Source organism: Pseudomonas sp. Marseille-Q5117, from assembly GCF_946901175.1.
GTDB lineage: Bacteria > Pseudomonadota > Gammaproteobacteria > Pseudomonadales > Pseudomonadaceae > Aquipseudomonas > Aquipseudomonas iranensis.
This window is the reverse complement of the sequence record NZ_CAMPPP010000030.1, coordinates 1-21436: the sequence shown is the minus strand read 5'-3', so window position 1 is coordinate 21436 and position 21436 is coordinate 1. Positions and strand designations below refer to the sequence as shown.

The following is a 21436-nucleotide window of genomic DNA, read 5'->3' as shown; positions in this document are numbered from 1 at the left end:
CTCGGTTTCAGTGCCCTTGAGCTCTTTCTGCACGCCGGACTTTTCTTCCTGCAGCTTGCCCAGGAGTTTTTTCAGCTCAGCGATATCCTGACGCGTGGCGTCCAACTGCTGTTGGGTTTGCGCGCGCACTGAACAGCAGCGACTGATCGCCATTCAGGCCCGTGCGGCTTACCAGAACGGCCGCCAGGAATACCTCAAGCTGCTGCTCAACCAGCAGAACCCCGAGAAATTTGCCCGCACCCTCACCTATTACGACTACCTGAGCCAGGCACGCCTGGAGCAGTTGAAGAACTTCAACGAAACCCTCCGCCAACTGGCCAATGTCGAAAAAGACATCGGCCTGCAGCAAGCGCAGTTGCTGGTGCAGAAAAGCGACCTCGACACGCAGCGCGAAGCACTCGAGAAAGTCCGCAAGGAACGCCAGCAGGTCCTTGCCAGACTCAATGACGACGTAAAGGCCCGCGACCAGAAACTCGCCGCCCGCGAGCAGGATCAGGCAGACCTGTCTAAAGTCCTTAAAACCATTGAAGAAACCCTGGCCCGCCAGGCTCGTGAGGCAGAGGAAGCGCGGCAGAAAGCGCTGATCGCCCAGCAGGAAGCGGAAAAAAAGCGTTTGCGTGAGGCGCAGGCTGATAACAGCGACGCCCCACGAAAACCCGCCAGATCAAGCCCCGGCGCGCTGGTATCGAGCAGCGGCGAAACGTTTGGCGGGCCTTTTGCTGCAACCCGGGGAAAACTTCCGTGGCCGGTTGATGGTCGATTACTCGCACGCTTCGGTGAAAGCCGTGGCGACGACGCCCGCACCAAGTGGGATGGGGTGATGATCAGCGCTTCCGCCGGCAGCCAGGTGCACGCCGTACACGGCGGGCGCGTGGTGTTTGCCGATTGGCTGCGCGGTGCCGGTTTGCTGGTGATTCTCGATCACGGCAACGGTTTTCTGAGTCTTTACGGCCACAACCAGACGCTGCTCAAGTCGGCGGGTGATGTGGTCAAGGCTGGCGAGTCGATTTCCACTGTCGGTAACAGTGGCGGTCAGAACACCCCAGCGCTGTATTTCGCAATTCGTCAGCAGGGTCACCCGAGTGATCCGGCGCAATGGTGTCGTGCGCAAGGATAAGCGCACCACCTAATTCAGGAGTTCGTTCGACATGCTGCATTTGTCCCGCCTTACCTCGCTGGCCCTGACGATCGCCCTGGTGATCGGCGCGCCTCTGGCGTTCGCCGCACAACCGGCCCCGACCGTCGCTCCGGCAGGCACTGCCGCGACCGCCAAGGCGCCGTTGCCGCTGGAAGAGCTGCGCACCTTCGCCGAGGTTATGGACCGGATCAAAGCCGCGTACGTCGAGCCTGTGGACGACAAGACCCTGCTGGAAAACGCGATCAAGGGCATGCTCAGCAACCTCGATCCGCATTCGGCCTACCTTGGCCCGGAAGATTTCACCGAGCTGCAGGAAAGCACCAGCGGTGAATTCGGCGGCCTGGGCATCGAAGTCGGCGCCGAAGACGGCTTCATCAAGGTTGTCTCGCCGATCGACGACACCCCGGCTTCGAAGGCCGGCATTCAGGCTGGCGACTTCATCGTCAAGATCAACGGCCAGCCAACCCGCGGCCAGACCATGACCGAAGCCGTCGACAAGATGCGCGGCAAGATCGGCCAGAAAATCACCCTGACCCTGGTTCGCGATGGCGGCACGCCGTTCGACGTGACCCTGGCCCGTGCAGTGATTCAGGTCAAGAGCGTCAAGGCGCAACTGCTGGAATCGGGCTACGGCTACATCCGCATCACCCAGTTCCAGGTCAAGACCGGCGAAGAAGTCTCCAAGGCTCTGGCCAAACTGCGCAAGGACAACGGCAAGAAGCTCAACGGCATCATTCTCGACCTGCGCAACAATCCGGGCGGCGTACTGCAATCGGCAGTGGAAGTGGTCGACCACTTCATCACCAAAGGCCTGATCGTCTACACCAAGGGCCGCATCGCCAACTCCGAATTGCGCTTCTCCGCCACCGGCAAGGACGAAAGCGAAGCGGTGCCGATGGTCGTGCTGATCAACGGTGGCAGTGCCTCGGCTTCGGAAATCGTCGCCGGCGCCCTGCAGGACCAGAAACGTGCCGTGGTCATGGGCACCACCAGTTTCGGCAAGGGGTCGGTGCAGACCGTGCTGCCGCTGAACAACGACCGCGCGCTGAAGATCACCACCGCGCTGTACTTCACGCCGAACGGCCGCTCGATTCAGGCTCAGGGCATCGTGCCGGACATCGAAGTGCGCCGCGCGAAAATCACCAACGAAGCCGACAGCGAATACTTCAAGGAAGCCGATCTGCAAGGTCACTTGGGCAACGGCAACGGCGGCGCCGACAAACCGAGCGGTTCCGGCGGCAAGGCCAAAGCGATGCCGCAGGATGACGATTACCAGTTGGCCCAAGCCCTGAGCCTGCTCAAAGGCCTGAGCATCACCTCCGGCCGCTGAGGATGTTGCTGCGTTCCCTCTGCGTTCTGCTGTGCTGTCTGGCGGGTTTTGCCCAAGCAGAGCCCGCCAGCTCCTCGCCGCACAACGCCTATCTGACATTGATCATCGACGACCTGGGGCAGAACCTGCCCCGGGATCGTCGCGTGCTCGCCCTGCCCGGCCCGGTCACGGCAGCGATCATGCCCGACACCCCGCACGCCACCGAATTTGCCCGCGAAGCCCATCGCGCCGGCAAGATCGTCATCCTGCACATGCCCATGGATCCGGCCACCGGGCCGTACGCCTGGCACCCCGAACTGCCCATCGAAGAGCTGCAGAAACGCCTGAATGCCGCGTTTGCAAAAGTCCCGTTCACCGCCGGCATCAACAATCACATGGGCAGCCGCATGACCGCCCAGCCTGCGGCGATGGCGTGGTTGATGGGCGAATTGCAGCGTCGGCACAAGTTCTTCGTCGACAGCCGCACCAGCGCTCAAACGGTCGCTGCGCAGCAGGCGCAGAAAATCGATCTGGCCAGCGTTTCCAGAGACGTGTTTCTCGATGATGAGCGTACCGAAGCGGCCATTGCCACTCAGCTACAGACCGCGATCTCCCTGGCGCACAAACAGGGTTCAGCGGTGATGATCGGCCATCCGTATCCGCAGACCCTGGCGGTGCTCGAGCGCGAATTACCCAAGCTCAAAGCGCAGGGCATCGACTGGATCGATATCAGGCAGATGATCAGCGTGCGCAGCAACCGCGCCATGGCCGGGCATGGCAAGGACGGCGTTTACCGGTAATACCCGGTCACGCTGCAATACATAGTTACCACCGTACGCCCTGCCCCGTTCCGGATAGTAAGACCTGCTGCAGGTCGCGACTCCTTTGAGTCGCTTTCAACTATCAGGAGTGCCCATGACAAACAACCCCCCGATTATCCCGCCCACAGGGCGGTCTGAACCCATCCGCATCGATAACCTGCTGATCAACTTCACAACAGAATTTCTGCGCATCTGGGATACCGACGGTCTGTCGGCCAAATCTGCGTCGTTCTGGCGCCCGACACCGGCCCCCGACGCGCTGCCCGGTTATTTTCCCTTGGGCGATGTCGTCACCAGAGGCTTGGGCAACATCAATGACGAACGCGTGGTGGCGGTTGTTTGCGAAGCAGACATTGCCAGCACTGATCCCACCAAAGGCAGGGCACTGCGCCGTCCCGATGATTACGAGCTGATCTGGAAGGATTCCGGGTCAGGTTCGAAAAGAGATCTGTCGATCTGGCGACCGCTGCCTCCGGCCGGCTACGTGGCGCTGGGGTCGGTGTGCTCCAATGATCATGAAAAACCGTCGCTCAACGCTGTCCGCTGCGTTCGCGCCGATCTGGTCATCGGATCGAATAGCAGCGACCTGATCTGGGACGACAAGGGCAGCAAAGCCCGACAGCGTGTCAGTACCTGGAGCGCCGTTCCTCCAACCGCCCTACCTGGCGAGATATACCTGGCATCGGGCAGTTTTTTCGGCCTGGGTGATTACACCAGACCGGCCAGTTTCCCGGTCTACTGTTTGCGCTTGCAGATTGGACTTCAGATGCATACACGCCCATCGCCACCGGTGCTGTGCGGGGAAACGCCGACGCCTTTGGACACTGTCGACGATCCGTCTTACATCGCCATTCTGCCCTGGTTCACCGTCAAGGATCCGCGTTACATCGCCACCGAGCAACTGCGTCACTCGCCCTTCTATCTGCTGCAACGCCAGGATCAGTACGTGCTGGTCGGTCATGCACGCAATGATGGCAATGACAGCCAGATATTCAAATGGACAGCACCTCGCGCTCAGCGAACCGCCGGGTTGCGCACGTTCACCCACACCACCTCCGTCGAATTCGGCGCCCAATGGCAAAACAATCAGCACAACGCGCCGATGTTTTCCGCACGGCTGGGCCATGACTTCACCCAATGCGAGATACATTCGAATGACTGGCTCAATACGGCGAGCATCGAAGTGGTTGCGGTCGTGGACAAAAACAGATCGGTGGCATCGTATCTGGTGCAGAGCGACTACACGCTGCTGCGTGCAGACGGCACGTCAGTGACAGAAGGTTTCAGCTACACCGATGGCGGCAGTCTGCACATCAGCCAGTACGCGCAAGCCAAGCCTGAGATCATCGCGGTGTCGGAACCGGAGCCGGTCGAAGAACAGACTGTGCAGTCGTCTCTGACACAGGACGAAATCAGCGCTGCGCAGGCAATGCCGGATCAGCCATCTGCTACAGATAGCGCCCCATGATTTCATCGACCACGCCTTCCTTGCGCAACTGATCCAGCGCGGTCTGCAGCTTGGCGACAACGTCATCGGAAACGTCCTTGTTCAGCGCCAGGTACAACTCCGCGCTGTTGAAGCGCAGCACAGTCTTCAGGCCGGTCACGCCATCCTGCCGCGCCAGATAACGGCCGGCAGGATCGCCGGTAGCCCAGAGATCGATCTGGCCGTTTACCAGCTTTTTCGCATTGTCCTGATCGCGCAGCACCACCACCGGTTTCAGCCCCTGCTTGGTCAGCGTCTCGGCAATCGCATCGCCCTTGTAGGCGCCGATCTTGTATTTGCGGGCATCATTGAGGGTGTCCAGGGTGATCTTGCTGTCAGCCTTGGCCAGCAGAATCCAGTCGTCGGGACCGATCGGCCCGACCCATTTGAACAGTCTTTCCCGATCGGGCAGGCGCGCCATGACGAAGGCCCCATAACCGGGATTTTCCAAGGCGAGCTTGTAGACACGTTCCCAGGGGAAACGCAGGGTCAGGCTGTAAGTGAGACCGGCGCGCTGGAACATCTCGCGAACGATGTCCGTGGCAATGCCGTTGATGTTGTCGCCTTGGGCGAAATTCTTGCCGTTCTTCGCCATGTTGTACGGCGGGAAGTTCTCGGTGAGCAGCACCACATCGGTGTCGGGACTGGTTTCGGCCCGGGCATTGCTGATGAACAACAACGAGGCGCTGGCGAGAACAACAAGCAGGCGTTTGATCATGTCGGGCTACCGGAATCCATGGCGTGCCCAAGAGTGCCTTGGGCGCGCCATGCTGTCCACTGGCCTGTAGGCTTTAGCGCATGACGATGCCGCGATGCGACATGTAGGCCTTTGCTTCCTGCACGGTGTATTCGCCGAAGTGGAAAATACTTGCCGCCAGCACCGCACTGGCATGGCCTTCGAGAATGCCGTCGGCCAGATGCTGCAAATTGCCGACGCCACCGGAAGCGATCACCGGAATGCCCAGCGCGTCGCTGATGGCGCGGGTCACGCCGAGGTCGAAGCCGTTTTTCATGCCGTCCTGATCCATGCTGGTCAGGAGGATTTCACCGGCACCGAGGCCTTCCATTTTCTTCGCCCACTCGACTGCGTCGAGACCGGTCGGCTTGCGCCCGCCGTGGGTGAAGATTTCCCAGCGCGGGGTTTCGCCGGGGCCGGAGACTTTCTTGGCGTCGATGGCGACGACGATGCACTGCGAGCCGAAATGCTGCGCGGCTTCGCCAACGAACTCGGGGTTGAACACGGCGGCGGTGTTGATCGACACCTTGTCCGCGCCGGCATTGAGCAGGTTGCGGATGTCCTGCACGGTACGCACGCCACCGCCGACGGTCAGCGGAATGAACACCTGACTGGCCATGCGCTCGACGGTATGCAGCGTGGTGTCACGGCCATCGACGCTGGCGGTGATGTCGAGAAAGGTAATCTCGTCGGCGCCCTGCTCGTCGTAGCGACGGGCGATTTCCACCGGGTCACCGGCGTCGCGGATGTTCTCGAACTTCACGCCTTTGACAACCCGGCCGTTGTCCACGTCCAGGCAAGGGATGATGCGTTTGGCAAGCGCCATGGTCAGTCCTCAGCCTTGGTACGAATCGCAGAAAGCTTGCGCTTCGGCGACGTCGAGAGTGCCTTCGTAGATCGCCCGGCCGGTAATTGCGCCGATGATGCCCGGTGCCTTGGCGTCGAGCAGCGACTTGATGTCACCCAGGTTATGGATGCCGCCGGAAGCGATCACCGGAATCCTGGTGGCAGCGGCCAGCGCAGCGGTGAACGGTACGTTGCAGCCCTGCATCATGCCGTCTTTGGCGATGTCGGTATAAACGATCGAGGACACGCCGTCGGCTTCGAACTGCTTGGCCAGGTCAATGACCTGCACGGTGCTGATCTCAGCCCAGCCGTCGGTGGCGACGAAACCGTCTTTCGCATCCAGACCGACAATGATCTTGCCCGGAAACGCACGGCAGGCTTCAGCAACGAACGCCGGATCTTTTACGGCTTTGGTGCCGATGATCACGTAGCTCACGCCGGCTTTGACGTAATGCTCGATGGTTTCCAGCGAACGGATGCCGCCACCGATCTGGATCGGCAGGGTCGGGTAGCGCTTGGCGATCGCGGTGACCACTTCGCCGTTGACCGGCTGGCCTTCGAAAGCGCCGTTCAGGTCGACCAGATGCAGACGACGGCAACCGCCCTCCACCCACTTGGCAGCCATGCTCACCGGGTCATCGGAGAACACCGTGGAATCTTCCATGCGGCCCTGGCGCAGACGTACGCAGGCACCGTCCTTGAGATCGATAGCGGGGATAATCAGCATGCTTTTTCCTTCGTCAAAAGAGCGGCAAGCTGCAAGCCATAAGCTGCAAGCGCGCACGCGCGTCTATCTCTTGCAGCTTGCAGCTTGACGCTTGCCGCTGCTCTTAATTTTTTTCGAGCGCCCACAGGTCGCTTTCGATGCTTTCAAACCGTTCCTTGAGGTGGGTCTGCACATCGAAAATCGCTCTGTTGTAATAGTGCGGAGCAATCTCGCGGGTAAACAGCTCAAGAATTTCCGCCGCCTCGAACGAACCCAGATCCAGTTCGAAACGGTCTTCCATGAACCGCTGAATCTTGCGACTGGCCTCGTTCTCCTGCTCGGGAGTGAGGGTCAGAATCGGCGGTCTGGATTTCTTGACAGCCATTTACCAGCGACCGTCCCACGCAGCGAAGTTCTGCAGCAGTTGCAGGCCGTGGGTATGGCTTTTCTCCGGGTGAAACTGCACGGCGAAACGCGAACCGTCGGCCAGCGCTGCGGCGAAATCGACACCGTAATGACCGCTTCCCACCACCTGACGCGCATTGGCGGCGGCGATGTAGTAGCTGTGCACGAAGTAGAAACGCGCCAGATCCGGGATGTCATGCCACAGCGGGTGACTGATATTCTGCTTCACCTCGTTCCAGCCCATGTGCGGGACCTTCAGGTGCTCGCCGTCTTCGTGCAGATCCTTGCCGAAGAATTTCACCGCGCCTGGAAACAGGCCGATGCAGTCGACGCCGGCGTTCTCTTCGCTGGTATCGAGCAGGGCTTGCATGCCGACACAGATGCCGAGGAACGGCCGATCCTGGCTGACCTCACGGACCAGCGAATCGAAGCCGAGGCGACGGATCTCCGCCATGCAATCGCGAATCGCGCCAACGCCCGGGAATACCACGCGGTCGGCTTCGCGAATCACGTTCGCATCGCTGGTGATCAGCACCTTGCCGGCGCCGACGTGCTCAAGAGCCTTGGCCACCGAGTGCAGATTGCCCATGCCGTAGTCGATAACTGCAACCGTCTGCATTACAGAACGCCTTTGGTCGATGGCATTTGCCCGGCCATGCGCTCGTCCAGCTCGACAGCCATGCGCAGCGCGCGGCCGAAAGCCTTGAACACGGTTTCGATCTGGTGGTGGGTGTTGGTGCCGCGCAGGTTGTCGATGTGCACGCTGACCAGCGCGTGGTTGACGAAGCCCTGGAAGAATTCCTGGAACAGGTCAACGTCGAAACCGCCGACGGTAGCGCGGGTGTACGGCACGTGCATCTGCAGGCCCGGGCGACCGGAGAAATCGATCACCACGCGCGACAGCGCTTCATCGAGCGGCACGTAGGCATGGCCGTAGCGACGGATGCCTTTTTTGTCGCCGATGGCTTTGGCGAAGGCCTGGCCGAGGGTGATACCGACGTCTTCCACCGTATGGTGGTCGTCGATATGCAGATCGCCCTTGCATTCGATATCCAGATCGATCAACCCGTGACGGGCGATCTGGTCCAGCATGTGCTCAAGAAAAGGTACACCGATATCGAATCGGGCCTTTCCGGTGCCATCAAGGTTGATCGAGGCTTTGATCTGGGTTTCCAGAGTGTCGCGCTCGACAGACGCCTTACGTTCGGCCATCACCAGCTCCGCAAAATCATTGGGCGAAAAAGGCAGCCATTATAGGCACGCAGGAGGCAAACAGAAACACGAGAGGTGAGATGCCTGACGGATAGAACGCCCGGCTGTCGCGGGTAGACATGTCCATACAAGCCATTACAGGCATGCCATAAACAAATGTGGGAGCGAGCCTGCTCGCGAATGCGGTACGCCAGCCAACATTGATGTCGACTGGTGCTCCGTCTTCGCGAGCAGGCTCGCTCCCACAGGTTCGGTGTTTATTCAGCTAACACCTTAGTGAAACAGTACCGCCGTCTTCTGCAGGGTCACCCACACACCCCACGCCAACGGAATACCCACCACCAGCCAGGCAGCGATCGCCAGAGGCTTGGTGCCCGGCGCCGCTTTCCACTCCAGAACGGTGCTGGCATCGGCACCCTTGTCGTGGCCCAGCGCCTGTTCGGCGGCCAGTTCGGCGTCGGTCATGAAGTACTTGTCGGCCACCGGGCGCACCATCAGGTTGCACAGGAAGCCCAACACCAGCAGGCCGGCGAGGATGTACAGGGTGATGTCGTAAGCGGCAGCGCGTTCCACGCCGATGCTCAACTGATATTCACGCAGATAGTTCACCAGCACCGGACCGAGCACGCCGGCAGCGGCCCAGGCAGTCAGCAGACGACCGTGGATCGCACCGACCATCTGTGTACCGAACAGGTCGGCCAGATACGCCGGAACGGTGGCAAAACCACCGCCGTACATCGACAGGATGATGCAGAACGCCGCCACGAACAGCGCAACGTTGCCCAGATGGCCCATGTTCGGAATCAGCGCGTACAGGGCAAAACCCAGCGCGAAGAACACGAAGTAGGTGTTCTTGCGGCCCAGGTAGTCGGAGAACGAGGCCCAGAAGAACCGGCCACCGATGTTGAACAGGCTCAGCAGACCGGTGAAGCCCGCTGCGATCGCCGCGATCGAGGCCAGTTGGCCAGCGTCGAGTTGACCGAACGGCACATCGACGCCCAGCAGTTTGCCGCCGAACACTTCCTGCAACAGTGGCGAAGCCATGCCGAGGATACCGATACCCGCCGACACGTTCAGGCACAGCACCAGCCAGACCAGACGGAATTGCGGGGTTTTCCACGCTACGTTCACGTGGACGTGACGGTTGGTGATCATGGCGTTGGAAGCTTTCTTCGCCGGAGCGGTCCAGCCTTCAGGTTTCCAGCCAGTTGGCGGCACGCGGTAGGACAGTGCGCCACCAATCATGAACACGAAGTAAATGGCCGCCATGGCCACGAAGCTCTGCCATACGCCCACGCCTTCTGGCGATGCGAAGTGGCTCATCAGTGCAGTCGCCAATGGTGCGCCGACCATCGCGCCGCCACCGAAGCCCATGATCGCCATGCCGGTCGCCATGCCGCGCTTGTCCGGGAACCACTTGATCAGGGTCGACACCGGCGAGATATAGCCCAGGCCCAGACCGATACCGCCGATCACGCCGGAGCCGATCCACATCAGCCAGATCTGGTGGGTATAGATACCCAGCGCGGAAATCAGCAGACCGCCGCACCAGCACAAGGCCGAGACCACGCCCGCTTTACGAGGCCCGGCGTGTTCCAGCCAGCCACCCCAGATCGCTGCCGAGCAGCCGAGGAAGATGAAGAACAGCGTGTAGATCCAGCCGAGCATGGAGATCGGCCAGTCGCAGTTCGACGAAAATACCTGTGCGATGAAGCTCATGTCCGGCGCGCAAGCCACCGGCGCGGTAACGCCGAGTGCCTTGGACAGCGGCAGCCAGAACACCGAGAAGCCGTAGGCCATGCCGATGCACAGGTGAATGGCCAAAGCGGCCGGTGGAACCAGCCAGCGGTTGAAACCGGGCTTGGCGATGATGCGTTCCTTGGACAGGAACGCAGGCTGGTCGGCTTTGAGGCCGTCCGCCGTGATGCTCGTGCTCATTGTGTATCCCCCAATTGTTAGTATGGTTCGCCAGCCACTGCTCACCCTCGGCCTTATGCACGCAGGCATGACCGTTTTCTTAGGTGAAGCTCCTTGAAGGCGCGACGTTAAGTCGCAGACGGGCGGACGAACTGGCGAAGGTTACCATTCTCAGGTGACAGAAAAACCAAACTGATATCACCTTTTTTCAAGTCATCTGTTCTCGTACGACTCGGGAAGCCGCGAACCCCGCGTCTGCAAAGGCACCACGACGTTTGCTACTTGTCCCATTTGTGCGTGCGAAAAATTACCTGTCGCGTTGGAATGGCTGAACCGCCGGTGAACCAAGCGCAGAAAATGGCATCGCAAATGGGGGCCGAATTGCGCTGTCTGGTGCCCGCCGGGCATCCTCAAGCGCAGGGACCAATGGCAAACTTGCAGGTACCGTTACCGACCCTCGGCGGATGACGCCACACCGAACCGGGTGCTCGCAGCGCTATACTCCCCGGCCATATGACCAATTCGACTAACTACAAGGACTCGCCCATGAAAGCGTTCGGCAAAATCCTGGGTCTGGTACTTCTCGGGCTGTTGCTGATCATTGTGGCGGCAGGTTTTGCCCTGACCCACCTCTTCGATCCCAACGACTACAAAGACGAGATCCGCCAGATAGCCCGCGACAAGGCCCACATCGAGCTGACGCTCAATGGCGATATCGGCTGGAGCCTGTTCCCGTGGCTCGGCCTGGAATTGCACGAAGCCAGCGTCGCCACCCTGGCCAAACCTGCCGAACCGTTTGCCGACTTGCAGATGCTCGGCCTGTCCGTGCGCGTGCTGCCGTTGTTGCGCCGCGAAGTGCAGATGAGTGACGTGCGCGTCGAAGGCCTCAACCTGCGCCTGAACCGCGACAAGAACGGCCACGGCAACTGGGAAGACATCGGCAAGGTGCCTGTGGCGCCGGGCTCGACGCCACCGGCCACAGCGGGCGCGACCGCCAGCGAGCCGACCGTCGCCGTGGAAAAACCGGCGCAACCGATCCGCCTCGACATCGACAGCCTGACCGTCAACAACGCCCGCGTTGAATACACCGATGAGCTGACCGGCAAGCAGTTCAGTGCCGAAAGCATTCAGTTGAGCACCGGCCCGGTACACGATTCGACCAATATCCCGGTGAAAGCCACCGCGTTCCTTGGCACCAACCAACCGGTACTGCGCGTGCGCACCGAGCTCAACGGCGAGCTGCGCTTCGAGCGCGCCTTGCAGCGTTACAAGTTCGAAGACCTGAAGCTGACCGGCGAGCTCGCTGGCGATCCGCTGCAAGGCAAGACCATGACCTTCTCCGCTCAAGGTCAGTTGCTGCTGGACAAGGCAGCGAACGTCGCCGAATGGACCGGCATCAAGATTTCCGCCAACCAGTTGCGCGCATTGGGCGAGCTGAAAGCCAACGACCTCGACAAGACGCCACAGATCAGCGGCGGCATTTCCATTGCCCAGTTCGATCTGGCGAAATTCGTCGACAGCATCGGCCAGACACTGCCGGCGATGGGCGAAGGCAGCCTGAGCAAGGTCGAACTGGTCAGCCGCGTTGCTGCCACTCCGACCAGCCTGTCGTTCGACAACATCAACCTGAAACTCGATGACAGCAGCTTCAGCGGCCGCATCGCCATCGAGGACTTCGCCAAACAGTCGCTGCGCGCGATTCTCAAGGCCGACACGTTCAACGTCGACCGCTACCTGCCACCGAAATCGGCCCAGGCTAACAACGCCACGCAAACCCGTCAGGCCGAAGTCGCCAGCACCGAGGCCGGCGCCGTCGCGGGTACCACGCCGCTGCCGGACAAACCGAGCAAAACCGCCTGGAGCACCGAGCGTCTGCTGCCGGTCGAACGCCTGGCCAAACTCGACGTGGACGCCGATCTGACTTTCGGCCAACTGACCCTCGACAAACTGCCGATCCAGAACGCCGCGCTCAAAGCCACCGGCCAGGGCGGCCTGCTGACGCTGACTAACCTGAGCGGTGATCTGTACAACGGCGGCTTCGTCGCCAACGGCACACTCGACGTGCGCCCAAGCGCGCCGGTGCTCAACCTGCAGACCCGGCTCAACCGCGTGCCGGCGGAAAAAATCATCGAAAGCCAAGGCAAGAATCCGCCGGTCAAAGGTCTGGTAACGCTGACCAGCAGCCTCACCGGCAGCGGCAACAGCCAGCAGGCGCTGATCGACACGCTCAACGGCAACGCCAGTTTCGTCATCAACAACGGCGTGCTGCTCAACGCCAATCTTGAACAGCAATTGTGCAAAGGCATCGCCACCCTCAATCGCAAATCCCTCAGCGGCGAGCCACGGGGCAAGGACACACCATTCGAGGAGCTCAAGGGCAACCTGACTGTACGTAACGGCGTCGCCAGCAACCCCGACCTGAAAGTGCGCATCCCCGGCATGACGGTCAACGGTGACGGCGACATCGACCTGCGCGTGCTCGGCATGGATTACCGCGTCGGCATCATCGTCGAGGGCGATACCAGCGCCATGCCCGACCCGGCCTGTCAGGTCGGCGAGAAGTTCGTCGGCATCGAGTGGCCACTGCGCTGCCGTGGCCCGCTGGAACTGGGCGCCAAGGCCTGCCGCGTCGACAATGACCGTCTCGGTCAGGTCGCCAGCAAGATGGCTGGCAACAAGCTCAGCGAGAAAATCAACGAAAAACTGGGCGATAAAGTCAGCCCGGAATTGAAAGACGCGTTGAAGGGGCTGTTCAAGCGATGACAGCAGAGCAATTTTCCACGGCGGTGCTGGAGTGGTTCGACCGCCATGGCCGCCACGATTTGCCGTGGCAGCAGGACATCAATCCATATCGGGTCTGGGTGTCCGAGATCATGTTGCAGCAGACTCAGGTCAGCACCGTGCTCAACTATTTCGAGCGTTTCATGGCGGCGCTGCCAACAGTCGAAGCGCTGGCCGCAGCGCCGGAAGACGAGGTGCTGCACCTGTGGACCGGGCTGGGTTACTACACTCGCGCACGCAACCTGCAGAAGACCGCGAAGATCGTCGTCAGCCAGTACGCTGGCGAATTCCCGCGCGACGTGGAAAAACTCACCGAGCTGCCGGGCATCGGCCTGTCCACCGCCGGGGCGATCGCCAGCATCAGCATGGGCCTGCGCGCGCCGATCCTCGATGGCAACGTCAAACGCGTGCTGGCGCGCTTCACCGCGCAAGAGGGCTACCCCGGCGAACCGAAGGTGGCCAAACAACTCTGGGCCAACGCCGAGCGCTTCACCCCGCACGATCGGGTCAACGCCTACACCCAGGCGATGATGGATCTTGGCGCCACACTCTGCACGCGCAGCAAGCCGAGCTGTCTGCTGTGCCCGCTCAAGCGTGGCTGTGAAGCGCACATGCTTGGCCTGGAAACCCGTTATCCGATTCCCAAGCCGCGCAAGGCCATCCCGCAGAAACGCACGCTGATGCCAATGCTGGCCAACGGCGAAGGTGCGATTCTGCTTTATCGCCGCCCGTCGACGGGACTGTGGGGCGGTTTGTGGAGCCTGCCGGAACTGGACGACCTGGAAGATCTGCAACATCTGGCCGATCAGCACTCGCTGACCATGGGCCAGCAGCAGGCGCTGCCGAGCCTGGTTCACACCTTCAGCCATTTCCAGTTGTCCATCGAACCGTGGCTGGTTCAGGTAAAGGAAGCCAGCCATCACGTGGCCGAGGCCGACTGGCTCTGGTATACCCTCGCCCCCCCGCCGCGCCTGGGCCTTGCTGCCCCGGTCAAGACCTTGCTTGAGCGCGCGGCCGCCGTCTTGAATGCAGGAGAATCGCCATGACCCGCACCGTAATGTGCCGCAAGTACAAAGAAGAACTGCCCGCGCTGGAACGCGCCCCGTTCCCGGGTGCCAAGGGCCAGGACATTTTCGACCACGTCTCGGCCAAGGCCTGGGCCGACTGGCAGAAACACCAGACCCTGCTGATCAACGAAAAGCGTCTGAACATGATGAACGCCGAAGATCGCAAATACCTGCAGGGCGAAATGGACAAGTACTTCTCCGGCGAGGAATACGCCAAGGCCGAAGGCTACGTGCCGCCAGCCGAATAACCCGCAGATTTCGTAAGCGACGGAATTAATTTAAGAAATTTTCAAAAAGTCGTTGACGTAAATCCGAAAAACCCTTTTAATGCGCCCCGTTGCCCAGATAGCTCAGTCGGTAGAGCAGGGGATTGAAAATCCCCGTGTCGGCGGTTCGATTCCGTCTCTGGGCACCAAATACCGAAAACCCTGAATCGCAAGATTCAGGGTTTTTTTAAGCCTGCGATTTGATGTCCGTAGGAAAATACCTGACATCTGGTTGGTCTCTGCATACCTGACATTCGCTACCGAGATACAGGCATGCTATAGATGATGGGATAACCCGTCGGTTGCGACACAACCTGTACGGATGTACAGTTGCAGCCGTCAGGTGGAGATGGAATGTGCCGTTCGGAAGAACCGGATGATTTTGTGCTTGACTAACCTATTACCGAGCCGATAATTCGGCACCATTTTCAGCATGTCCCTATGGATTGGGGAAAGGGGTTTAATTGTGATCTTCAGCGAACAAAAAGTAGCCCAAATGGCGGCTTACTTTTTGCAAAAACGCGGCGGACGCATGGCCTACATAAAACTCATGAAGCTGCTGTACCTAGCGGATCGTGAGTCGATGGATCGCTATAGCTCCCCCATTTCGCACGATTCGCATGTCTCAATGGCGCAGGGACCTGTCCTCTCTGCAACGCTTAATCTCATCACTGGTCAAATTCAGTCGCCTATCTGGCGAAGCTGGGTCACCTCCGAAGCCCAATTCGAAGTCTCTTTGACCCGTGGCCCGACTGACATTGAAGAACTGGACGAGTTGTCCGATGCAGACATTGAGATCATGGATCATGTCTGGGATCAGTTTGGGCGAATGAAGCGCTGGGAGCTGGTGGATTACACTCATGACCACCTGCCGGAATGGATCGACCCAGGACGTTCCTCTACTCCCATCAATCCTCGAGCAGTGTTCAGGGCGCTAGGCAAGGACGAGAATCAGGCGGAAGCGCTGGCTCGAGAATTGTTTGAGCGTAAAAGTCTAGGAAGGGCCGTTTCTGAGTTGATCTGATGCCAGGGAATATTCTAAGGAAAGGAACTCTACTGATACTCAGCGGCCCGGCTAACCACCTTCACATCGTGATGAACAACCCTGTTTATTCACATGAACATGGATACGACGGTGTTTTGGCTGTAAACATTTCCTCAATCAAGCTTGGGATTTACCATGATCCTTCATGCATTTTGACTACGGAATGTCACCCTTATGTACGGTGGGACAGCTGGGTAGTCTACAAAGAGGCCGCCGTCTTTGACGCATCTCGGCTTGATCTGAAAGTGGACGCTGGGGAAATCGTAGCTCATCACCCCGTAAGTGACGATTTGTATGAACGAATTCGATCCGGGTTCGATGTCTCCATACACCTCCCAAGAAAGATCGGCAGATTCATTCGTCATAATCATCTCTAAAAACATACGCGTTGGGCACCAAATACCGAAAACCCTGAATCGCAAGATTCAGGGTTTTTTTAAGCCTGCGATTTGATCCCCCTCCCGTCTTCCACCTTCGATACACCCCTGGATTCCAGCTGTACTGGAAAATACCAGAAATCTGTATCTCTCCCCGTAGATGGCGTTTCGCCAATACTTCACGCAAGCCTTGGCGAGCCAATGAATGGCTCTACTTTGCGCCCCGCAACACTCTGGACTTCTGTAGCCCTCAGAGCGCAAAACTGATTTTTTGAATCGATCGGCGTCGCCCGCAAGGTCACTTCCTGTCCCAGCAAAAAAATCTGAACCCAACCCACAGGCGAACTGCAGTTAGTGCCAGGCCTACAAGCTCAAGGAAGCGTATCGCTTCATCGAAGAGCACGTTGACCTCAATGGCCCGATCACCGTCGGCCACATCGCCCTGGCGACCGCGCTGGACTGGATCGCTTTCCGTCAACTCTCGGACTTCTCGGCGCAGGCACGCCTGAGCGAGTGGTATCAGACGTTCTGCCAGCGCGCGTCCATGCGGGCGACCGAGTACAGCGGACAGACGCACGATTAAGCCAAGGAAACCGCTATGAGCTCTCTCTTGCTGCAAATGTCACCCATCGCGCTGGTGATCGCGCTGATTCTGATCCTCCGGCGTCCGCCGGTACAGGCGGCGCTGGCCGGTGTCGTGCTGGTGCTGGTGCTGTGGGCGCTGGGCGCTGCCGGGCCGGTGTCGGCGGCGATCTCCTCGGCGATTTTTCAAGACACCACGATCCTGTTTCTCAGCACCGCGTGCGTAATCGTCCCCGGGCTGGCCTTCGTCATTCTGGTCGAGCGCGGCGGTGCACCGCAGGCCATCGGCGCATGGGTCAAGGAACTCGGCTGGACACCCCCGGCGCAGGTGATTTTCATCGTGCTGGGCCTGGCGCCGCTGCTGGAAGCGATGACCGGCTTCGGCGTTTCGCTGATCGCCACGGTGCCGCTGCTGATGGGGCTTTTCACTCGCCAATCGGGGATGAAAATTGCCCTCGCCGGCATGGTCATCATGCCGTGGGGCACACTGGGTCTGGCAACGGTGATCGGTGCCCTGCTGGCGCATTTGCCGGCGCAAACCCTCGGCAGCCATTCGGCGCTGATCAGCGCGCCAGTGTTCCTCTGCCTGGCGTCGCTGGCCTTGTGGCAGGCCGGCATCCGCAAGATGACAGCGTGGCTGGGGCTGCTTGTCGTGACGGCCCTGTTCGTTGCCGTGCTGTTTGGCGTCAACCTGTGGCTCGGCCCGGAAGTTTCCGGTGTGCTGGCCGGGCTGGCCGTGGCTTGCGTTGGCCTGGGCATCTCTTGGGCGCAACGGAAAAAACTGGTGCGCTGGCCGAGCGCGGCATGGCCTTATCTGGCCTTGCTGGGAGTGATTGTGGCGTCTCGCGGACTGTTCGTGCTGTCGGGCTGGGATGGCCTGTGGGTCGTCAGGGGCGAACACGTTTCATGGAAGCCGCTGGCGTCTCCAGGGCTGGCGCTGCTGATCGTGACCGTGCTGATGGCGTTCAGGCAAACCGCGAGCGCGGGTTTCCCGTGGCCAGCGCTGTTCAACCGGGCGAAGTTTCCGGTCACGACAATCTTCCTGTTCCTGCTGCTCTCCCAGGTGATGGTCAACGCCGGATTCCTTGTCGAGGCGCAAAGCGCGTTGCAATCCATGTCGGGTATTTCGCTGGCGCCGACGATCGCCCTGCTGGCAGGGATTGCCGGCTATGTCACCGGCTCCAACGTCGGCGGCAACACGCTGGTGATGCCGTCCATTGCCGCGCTGAGCAGCGAACACGGGGCGTGGCTGGCGGCAATGGTCAACAGCGCCGCCGGCCATGGCGCACTTGGCTCGCTGTCGATCCTGTCATTGATCACCGGACTTGCCGGTGCCAACCGCCAGGAAGAAAACAGCCTGATCCGCTTCGCCTTCGGTCTGGTGGCGCTGAACATCGTCATAGTTGCTGCAACGGGGATCGTTTTGCTCTACTTTCTGTGAATTGTTTCGAATCATCACAGAGAACTTATGGACAGGTTTGATTTGCCGGACAAGCGCTGGCGGATAGTCAAGGACTGGATTATTCGCCAGATCGACAGCGGTGACCTGGCGGCCGAAGCGAAACTGCCGTCAATCCGCGTTCTGGCGCGGATGTTCGAGACCAGCATCACCACGGTGCAGCGGGCGCTGGCCGACCTCGAGGCCGACGCCTACGTCACGACGGTGCCGCGCGTCGGCTACTTCGTCTCGGCGTCAGGACGGGCAAAACCGTCCGGCGCTTTCGACTTTTCCAGTGTCACCGTCAACGTCAATCATGCGGTGGTCGCGATGCTCTTCGAAGCAGCGTCGCGCACCACTGCATCGCTGAATTCGGCGGTTCTGCACAGCGATCTCACGCCCAACGTGTTGCTCAACAAATGCCTCTCGGTGCTGGCCGCCAGGACTGACAACGCGCTGAGCGGTCTGGTCGCGCCACCCGGCCTGCCAGCGCTGCGACGGCGCATCGCCGGGCTGATGCTGACCCGCGGCGTAGTCTGCGGGCCGGACGACATTCTGGTTACCTCGGGCGACACCATCGCTCTGGAACTGGCCCTCGAAGCCGTCGCGTCGAAAGGCGCTACAGTCGCCATCGAAACCCCGACTTATTACGGCATCCTGCAGACCATCGAACGCTTGGGCATGCGCGCCTTGCCGATCCGCACCGACGGCCGCACGGGGCTGGATGTCGATCATCTGGAAGAAGCGCTGAAACAGAAAAAAGTCGCAGTGATCTTTCTCAACCCGACGCTGCAGAATCCGCGTGGCTTCATCATGCCCGACGAAGCGCGCGCGAGACTTTCAAGGATCGCCCGGGAAGCGGATGTGCCGATCATCGAAGACGACATCTTCTTCGACCTAGTGCCCGAAGCTGATCGGCCGCGCGCCCTCAAGAGCTACGACAGCAGCGGCCAGACAATCTACTGCTCGTCGTTTTCGAAAACCATCGCGCCGGGTTATCGCGTCGGCTGGTGTCTGGCCGGCAAATACCGCAATGCCATCCTCGCGCAGATGTTTTCGCGCAACCTGGCCGTTTCCAGCCTGGCGCAAAATGTTCTCAATGAATTCATCGGCCGTGGCTACATGGACGAGCACTGCTCCAGATTGAGGTCGCAACTCTCTTCGCTGGCGAGTTTTGTCGAAGCGCTGGTGCGCACGGATTTCCCGACCGGCACTCTCTACGTCCCACCGCGCGGCGGCTTCATCCACTGGATCGAAATGCCGGCACACACCGACATGCCGACGCTGCAGCAATTGGCCACGGAGCGTGGTTGCCACGTGGCTGGCAGCGGCATCTTTTTCGCCGACGGCCAGGCTTCCACAGGCGTGCGCATCTGCCTCGGCACCGCGCTGACCCCGGCGGTGATCGGCATTCTCAAGGTGATCGCTGAATGCGCCCACCTTGCCGCACGCCCGACGAGCCCGCGGCAGATGCCGACTGAACAGCTGCAAGAGCTGGCAGTTTCCTGACCGGCTTGCGCGAGCCCTGCTTATGAATCAGAAAAGAACCCGTATTCGCTTGCCGCATCCCCCGCCGTATCGCCCGAGCCGCTGGACATTCTGGCTGACAGTGCTCGCTGGAGTGCTGATCGCGTTTGCCGTATGCCTTTCGATCTACATGCTCTTCGAAAGCTGGGGCAGCGGTTCCATCACCACCAACAATCATGGACCGCGCAGCACCTACACCTTGGCACTGCAACCTCGGCGATACTGGTTCGAGTTCGTTTGGCAGAGCTTCTGGACCGCGTTCATGTTGGCCATCGGTGTGTTTGGGCTGTGGATTTATCGCAAAGGACGGGTGCGTGAGCAGAGGCCGAAGGGCAAGCGCTCGCGATGATGCAACTGGGGCGATTTTTTGAAGCAGCCTCTTACCTGCCTGTTCTTTCATTCCAGCGCAACACCAGATCGCTCACCGCAGCGCTGCCAACTCTGCGGCGATTGACTGGGCAAAAGTACGAAATGGACTACGGACATTTACCCTGTTACGCACCTTCCGGTGGCAATGTCCTGCAACGCCTGTCCCGTCCTTCCTTCCGAACTCGCAGGTTCGCCCGACATACCTGCGCCGCCTTCCCCGGCATGCTTGCGTCTCTGTTTCCAGAATGCGGAAGACCCGATGAGCCAGCTCAAACCTGCTGATACGCAAGACCATAAAATCGATTCACTGCTGGGCGAACTGGGCGAGCTGATTCGCCAGGCGCGGCAAAAAGTGCTACGCGCGGTCGATACGATCCAGGTGCAGACTTGTTGGCAAATAGGCCGGCATATCGTCAATTTCGAACAGAAAGGCGCTCAGCGTGCGGGTTATGGCCAGCAGTTGCTCGCGCTGCTGGCGAAGGATCTAACGGGGAAATTCGGGAAGGGATTTGATGAGCGCAATCTGCGATATATGCGCAGCTTTTATCAGTCTTTTCCAATTTGGAACGCAGTGCGTTCCGAATTGAGCTGGACCCATTACCGCCGCCTGCTACGCGTCGAGAACGAGAAAGCGCGCCTGTGGTACATGAACGAATGCGCCGACCTCAACTGGTCAAGCCGCGCCCTTGATCGTCAGATCCTGACGCTCTACTACGAGCGCCTGCTGATGAGTCAGGACAAAGCCGAGGTGGTCGAGGAAGCCACGACCAACATCGACGCGATGAAATGCAATCCGCGGGAATTCATTCGCGATCCGGTCATGCTCGAATTCCTCGGCCTGCCCTCGGCAGGCAAAGTCAGGGAAAGCGGACTCGAACAAGCCCTCATCGATCACTTGCAAAGCTTTCTGCTTGAACTTGGCAAAGGCTTTTCCTTTGTCGCCCGCCAACAACGCATCAGCACTGACGGCGTCGACCTCTATATCGATCTGGTGTTCTACAACTACCTGCTCAAGTGCTTCGTGATCATCGACCTGAAACGCGGCAAGCTCAGCGCCCGCGATGTCGGGCAGATGGACATGTATGTGCGCATGTACGACGAGCTCAAGCGCAGCGAAGGTGACAAGCCAACCGTCGGTATCATTCTGAGCGCGGAAAGCAATGACTCGGTGGCGCGCTATTCCATGCTCAAAGGCAATGAGCAACTGTTCGCCAGCAGCTACAAGACGATACTGCCGAGCGAAGAAGAGTTACGTGCTGAACTAAACCGCGAACAGGCGTTGATCGAAGAACGCATGCTCATTCAATCCAGTGAATGAACCGGCCGGATTGTTCTTGATCAGCGCGGCGACTATGGTTGGCACCTAACCGCCGAGGTCAAGCACCATGAGCTGTCAGCAGACATCCGA

The 21436-nt window shown here is 59.9% G+C and carries 18 protein-coding genes, 1 tRNA gene and 1 pseudogene; 13 read left to right on the top strand and 7 right to left on the bottom strand.

The annotated features are described in order from the left end of the window. Positions 1-121 precede the first annotated feature (121 nt). The 4 genes and pseudogenes from OC605_RS27700 to OC605_RS27685 form a co-directional block, all read left to right on the top strand. Positions 122-1117, top strand: a pseudogene (locus OC605_RS27700) (murein hydrolase activator EnvC family protein); the annotation flags it as partial. A gap of 31 nt (positions 1118-1148) precedes the next feature. Next, positions 1149-2468: a S41 family peptidase gene (locus OC605_RS27695; RefSeq protein ID WP_039756590.1), complete on the top strand. Its 1320-nt coding sequence runs from the start codon at positions 1149-1151 to the stop codon at positions 2466-2468. A gap of 2 nt (positions 2469-2470) precedes the next feature. Beyond that, the gene (locus tag OC605_RS27690) at positions 2471-3247 is read left to right on the top strand and encodes a divergent polysaccharide deacetylase family protein (protein ID WP_262140469.1); all 777 of its coding nucleotides are present in this window, start codon (positions 2471-2473) and stop codon (positions 3245-3247) included. 85 nt (positions 3248-3332) lie between these two features. Further along, positions 3333-4736, top strand: a complete 1404-nt coding sequence (locus OC605_RS27685; protein ID WP_262140468.1) for a Vps62-related protein — start codon at positions 3333-3335, stop codon at positions 4734-4736. Here the strand turns inward: OC605_RS27685 and OC605_RS27680 are convergent. From OC605_RS27680 to OC605_RS27650, 7 genes are all read right to left on the bottom strand, one after another. Beyond that, positions 4717-5472 carry a substrate-binding periplasmic protein gene (locus OC605_RS27680; RefSeq protein WP_262140467.1) on the bottom strand — a complete coding sequence of 252 codons (756 nt, stop codon included), beginning with the start codon at positions 5470-5472 and terminating at the stop codon, positions 4717-4719. The genes OC605_RS27685 and OC605_RS27680 overlap by 20 nt on opposite strands. 73 nt (positions 5473-5545) lie before the next feature. Then, complete coding sequence (gene hisF / locus OC605_RS27675; RefSeq protein ID WP_016772122.1) at positions 5546-6316, bottom strand: imidazole glycerol phosphate synthase subunit HisF; 771 nt, start codon at positions 6314-6316, stop codon at positions 5546-5548. A 9-nt stretch (positions 6317-6325) separates the two neighbouring features. Next, complete coding sequence (gene hisA, locus OC605_RS27670; protein WP_056787231.1) at positions 6326-7063, bottom strand: 1-(5-phosphoribosyl)-5-[(5-phosphoribosylamino)methylideneamino]imidazole-4-carboxamide isomerase; 738 nt, start codon at positions 7061-7063, stop codon at positions 6326-6328. Between the two features lie 103 nt (positions 7064-7166). Then, positions 7167-7427 (bottom strand): DUF2164 domain-containing protein, encoded by a 261-nt coding sequence (locus OC605_RS27665; protein WP_262140465.1) that lies wholly within the window; start codon positions 7425-7427, stop codon positions 7167-7169. Next, on the bottom strand, positions 7428-8066 hold the full coding sequence (gene hisH / locus OC605_RS27660) for an imidazole glycerol phosphate synthase subunit HisH (protein ID WP_016772124.1): 639 nt from the start codon (positions 8064-8066) through the stop codon (positions 7428-7430). Then, entirely contained in the window at positions 8066-8659 is a 594-nt protein-coding gene (gene hisB / locus OC605_RS27655) for an imidazoleglycerol-phosphate dehydratase HisB (RefSeq protein ID WP_016772125.1), read from the bottom strand. Before hisB ends, hisH begins: the two co-directional genes overlap by 1 nt. A gap of 273 nt (positions 8660-8932) precedes the next feature. Next, positions 8933-10597: an OFA family MFS transporter gene (locus OC605_RS27650; protein WP_016772126.1), complete on the bottom strand. Its 1665-nt coding sequence runs from the start codon at positions 10595-10597 to the stop codon at positions 8933-8935. Positions 10598-11122: 525 nt separating this feature from the next. Here OC605_RS27650 and OC605_RS27640 point away from each other — a divergent pair. The 9 genes from OC605_RS27640 (at position 11123) to OC605_RS27600 (ending at position 21346) form a co-directional block, all read left to right on the top strand. Then, on the top strand, positions 11123-13339 hold the full coding sequence (locus OC605_RS27640) for an AsmA family protein (protein WP_125925792.1): 2217 nt from the start codon (positions 11123-11125) through the stop codon (positions 13337-13339). Beyond that, positions 13336-14403 carry an A/G-specific adenine glycosylase gene (mutY, locus tag OC605_RS27635; RefSeq protein ID WP_262140463.1) on the top strand — a complete coding sequence of 356 codons (1068 nt, stop codon included), beginning with the start codon at positions 13336-13338 and terminating at the stop codon, positions 14401-14403. The genes OC605_RS27640 and mutY overlap by 4 nt, the downstream gene beginning before the upstream one ends. Then, positions 14400-14672, top strand: coding sequence for an oxidative damage protection protein (locus tag OC605_RS27630; RefSeq protein ID WP_016772129.1), 273 nt, complete (start codon positions 14400-14402; stop codon positions 14670-14672). The genes mutY and OC605_RS27630 overlap by 4 nt, the downstream gene beginning before the upstream one ends. A gap of 91 nt (positions 14673-14763) precedes the next feature. After that, positions 14764-14839, top strand: a tRNA-Phe gene (locus tag OC605_RS27625). Between the two features lie 317 nt (positions 14840-15156). Beyond that, positions 15157-15714, top strand: coding sequence for a Panacea domain-containing protein (locus OC605_RS27620; RefSeq protein WP_225927658.1), 558 nt, complete (start codon positions 15157-15159; stop codon positions 15712-15714). Positions 15715-16710: 996 nt separating this feature from the next. After that, complete coding sequence (locus OC605_RS27615) at positions 16711-18135, top strand: L-lactate permease (protein WP_262140462.1); 1425 nt, start codon at positions 16711-16713, stop codon at positions 18133-18135. A gap of 27 nt (positions 18136-18162) precedes the next feature. Further along, entirely contained in the window at positions 18163-19641 is a 1479-nt protein-coding gene (locus OC605_RS27610; RefSeq protein ID WP_262140461.1) for a PLP-dependent aminotransferase family protein, read from the top strand. A gap of 22 nt (positions 19642-19663) precedes the next feature. Further along, complete coding sequence (locus tag OC605_RS27605; RefSeq protein WP_186568591.1) at positions 19664-20008, top strand: hypothetical protein; 345 nt, start codon at positions 19664-19666, stop codon at positions 20006-20008. 279 nt (positions 20009-20287) lie between these two features. Continuing rightward, on the top strand, positions 20288-21346 hold the full coding sequence (locus OC605_RS27600) for a YhcG family protein (RefSeq protein ID WP_262140460.1): 1059 nt from the start codon (positions 20288-20290) through the stop codon (positions 21344-21346). Positions 21347-21436: the final 90 nt, after the last annotated feature.

Excerpts from the sequence above, each read along its gene's own strand:
- OC605_RS27680 (WP_262140467.1), bottom strand. The coding sequence starts at position 5,472 with ATGATCAAACGCCTGCTTGTTGTTCTCGCCAGCGCCTCGTTGTTGTTC.
- OC605_RS27605 (WP_186568591.1), top strand. The coding sequence starts at position 19,664 with ATGAATCAGAAAAGAACCCGTATTCGCTTGCCGCATCCCCCGCCGTAT.
- OC605_RS27690 (WP_262140469.1), top strand. The coding sequence starts at position 2,471 with ATGTTGCTGCGTTCCCTCTGCGTTCTGCTGTGCTGTCTGGCGGGTTTT.
- hisF (WP_016772122.1), bottom strand. The coding sequence starts at position 6,316 with ATGGCGCTTGCCAAACGCATCATCCCTTGCCTGGACGTGGACAACGGC.
- OC605_RS27650 (WP_016772126.1), bottom strand. The coding sequence starts at position 10,597 with ATGAGCACGAGCATCACGGCGGACGGCCTCAAAGCCGACCAGCCTGCG.
- hisA (WP_056787231.1), bottom strand. The coding sequence starts at position 7,063 with ATGCTGATTATCCCCGCTATCGATCTCAAGGACGGTGCCTGCGTACGT.
- mutY (WP_262140463.1), top strand. The coding sequence starts at position 13,336 with ATGACAGCAGAGCAATTTTCCACGGCGGTGCTGGAGTGGTTCGACCGC.
- hisB (WP_016772125.1), bottom strand. The coding sequence starts at position 8,659 with ATGGCCGAACGTAAGGCGTCTGTCGAGCGCGACACTCTGGAAACCCAG.
- OC605_RS27610 (WP_262140461.1), top strand. The coding sequence starts at position 18,163 with ATGGACAGGTTTGATTTGCCGGACAAGCGCTGGCGGATAGTCAAGGAC.
- OC605_RS27600 (WP_262140460.1), top strand. The coding sequence starts at position 20,288 with ATGAGCCAGCTCAAACCTGCTGATACGCAAGACCATAAAATCGATTCA.
- hisH (WP_016772124.1), bottom strand. The coding sequence starts at position 8,066 with ATGCAGACGGTTGCAGTTATCGACTACGGCATGGGCAATCTGCACTCG.
- OC605_RS27630 (WP_016772129.1), top strand. The coding sequence starts at position 14,400 with ATGACCCGCACCGTAATGTGCCGCAAGTACAAAGAAGAACTGCCCGCG.
- OC605_RS27640 (WP_125925792.1), top strand. The coding sequence starts at position 11,123 with ATGAAAGCGTTCGGCAAAATCCTGGGTCTGGTACTTCTCGGGCTGTTG.
- OC605_RS27665 (WP_262140465.1), bottom strand. The coding sequence starts at position 7,427 with ATGGCTGTCAAGAAATCCAGACCGCCGATTCTGACCCTCACTCCCGAG.
- OC605_RS27615 (WP_262140462.1), top strand. The coding sequence starts at position 16,711 with ATGAGCTCTCTCTTGCTGCAAATGTCACCCATCGCGCTGGTGATCGCG.
- OC605_RS27695 (WP_039756590.1), top strand. The coding sequence starts at position 1,149 with ATGCTGCATTTGTCCCGCCTTACCTCGCTGGCCCTGACGATCGCCCTG.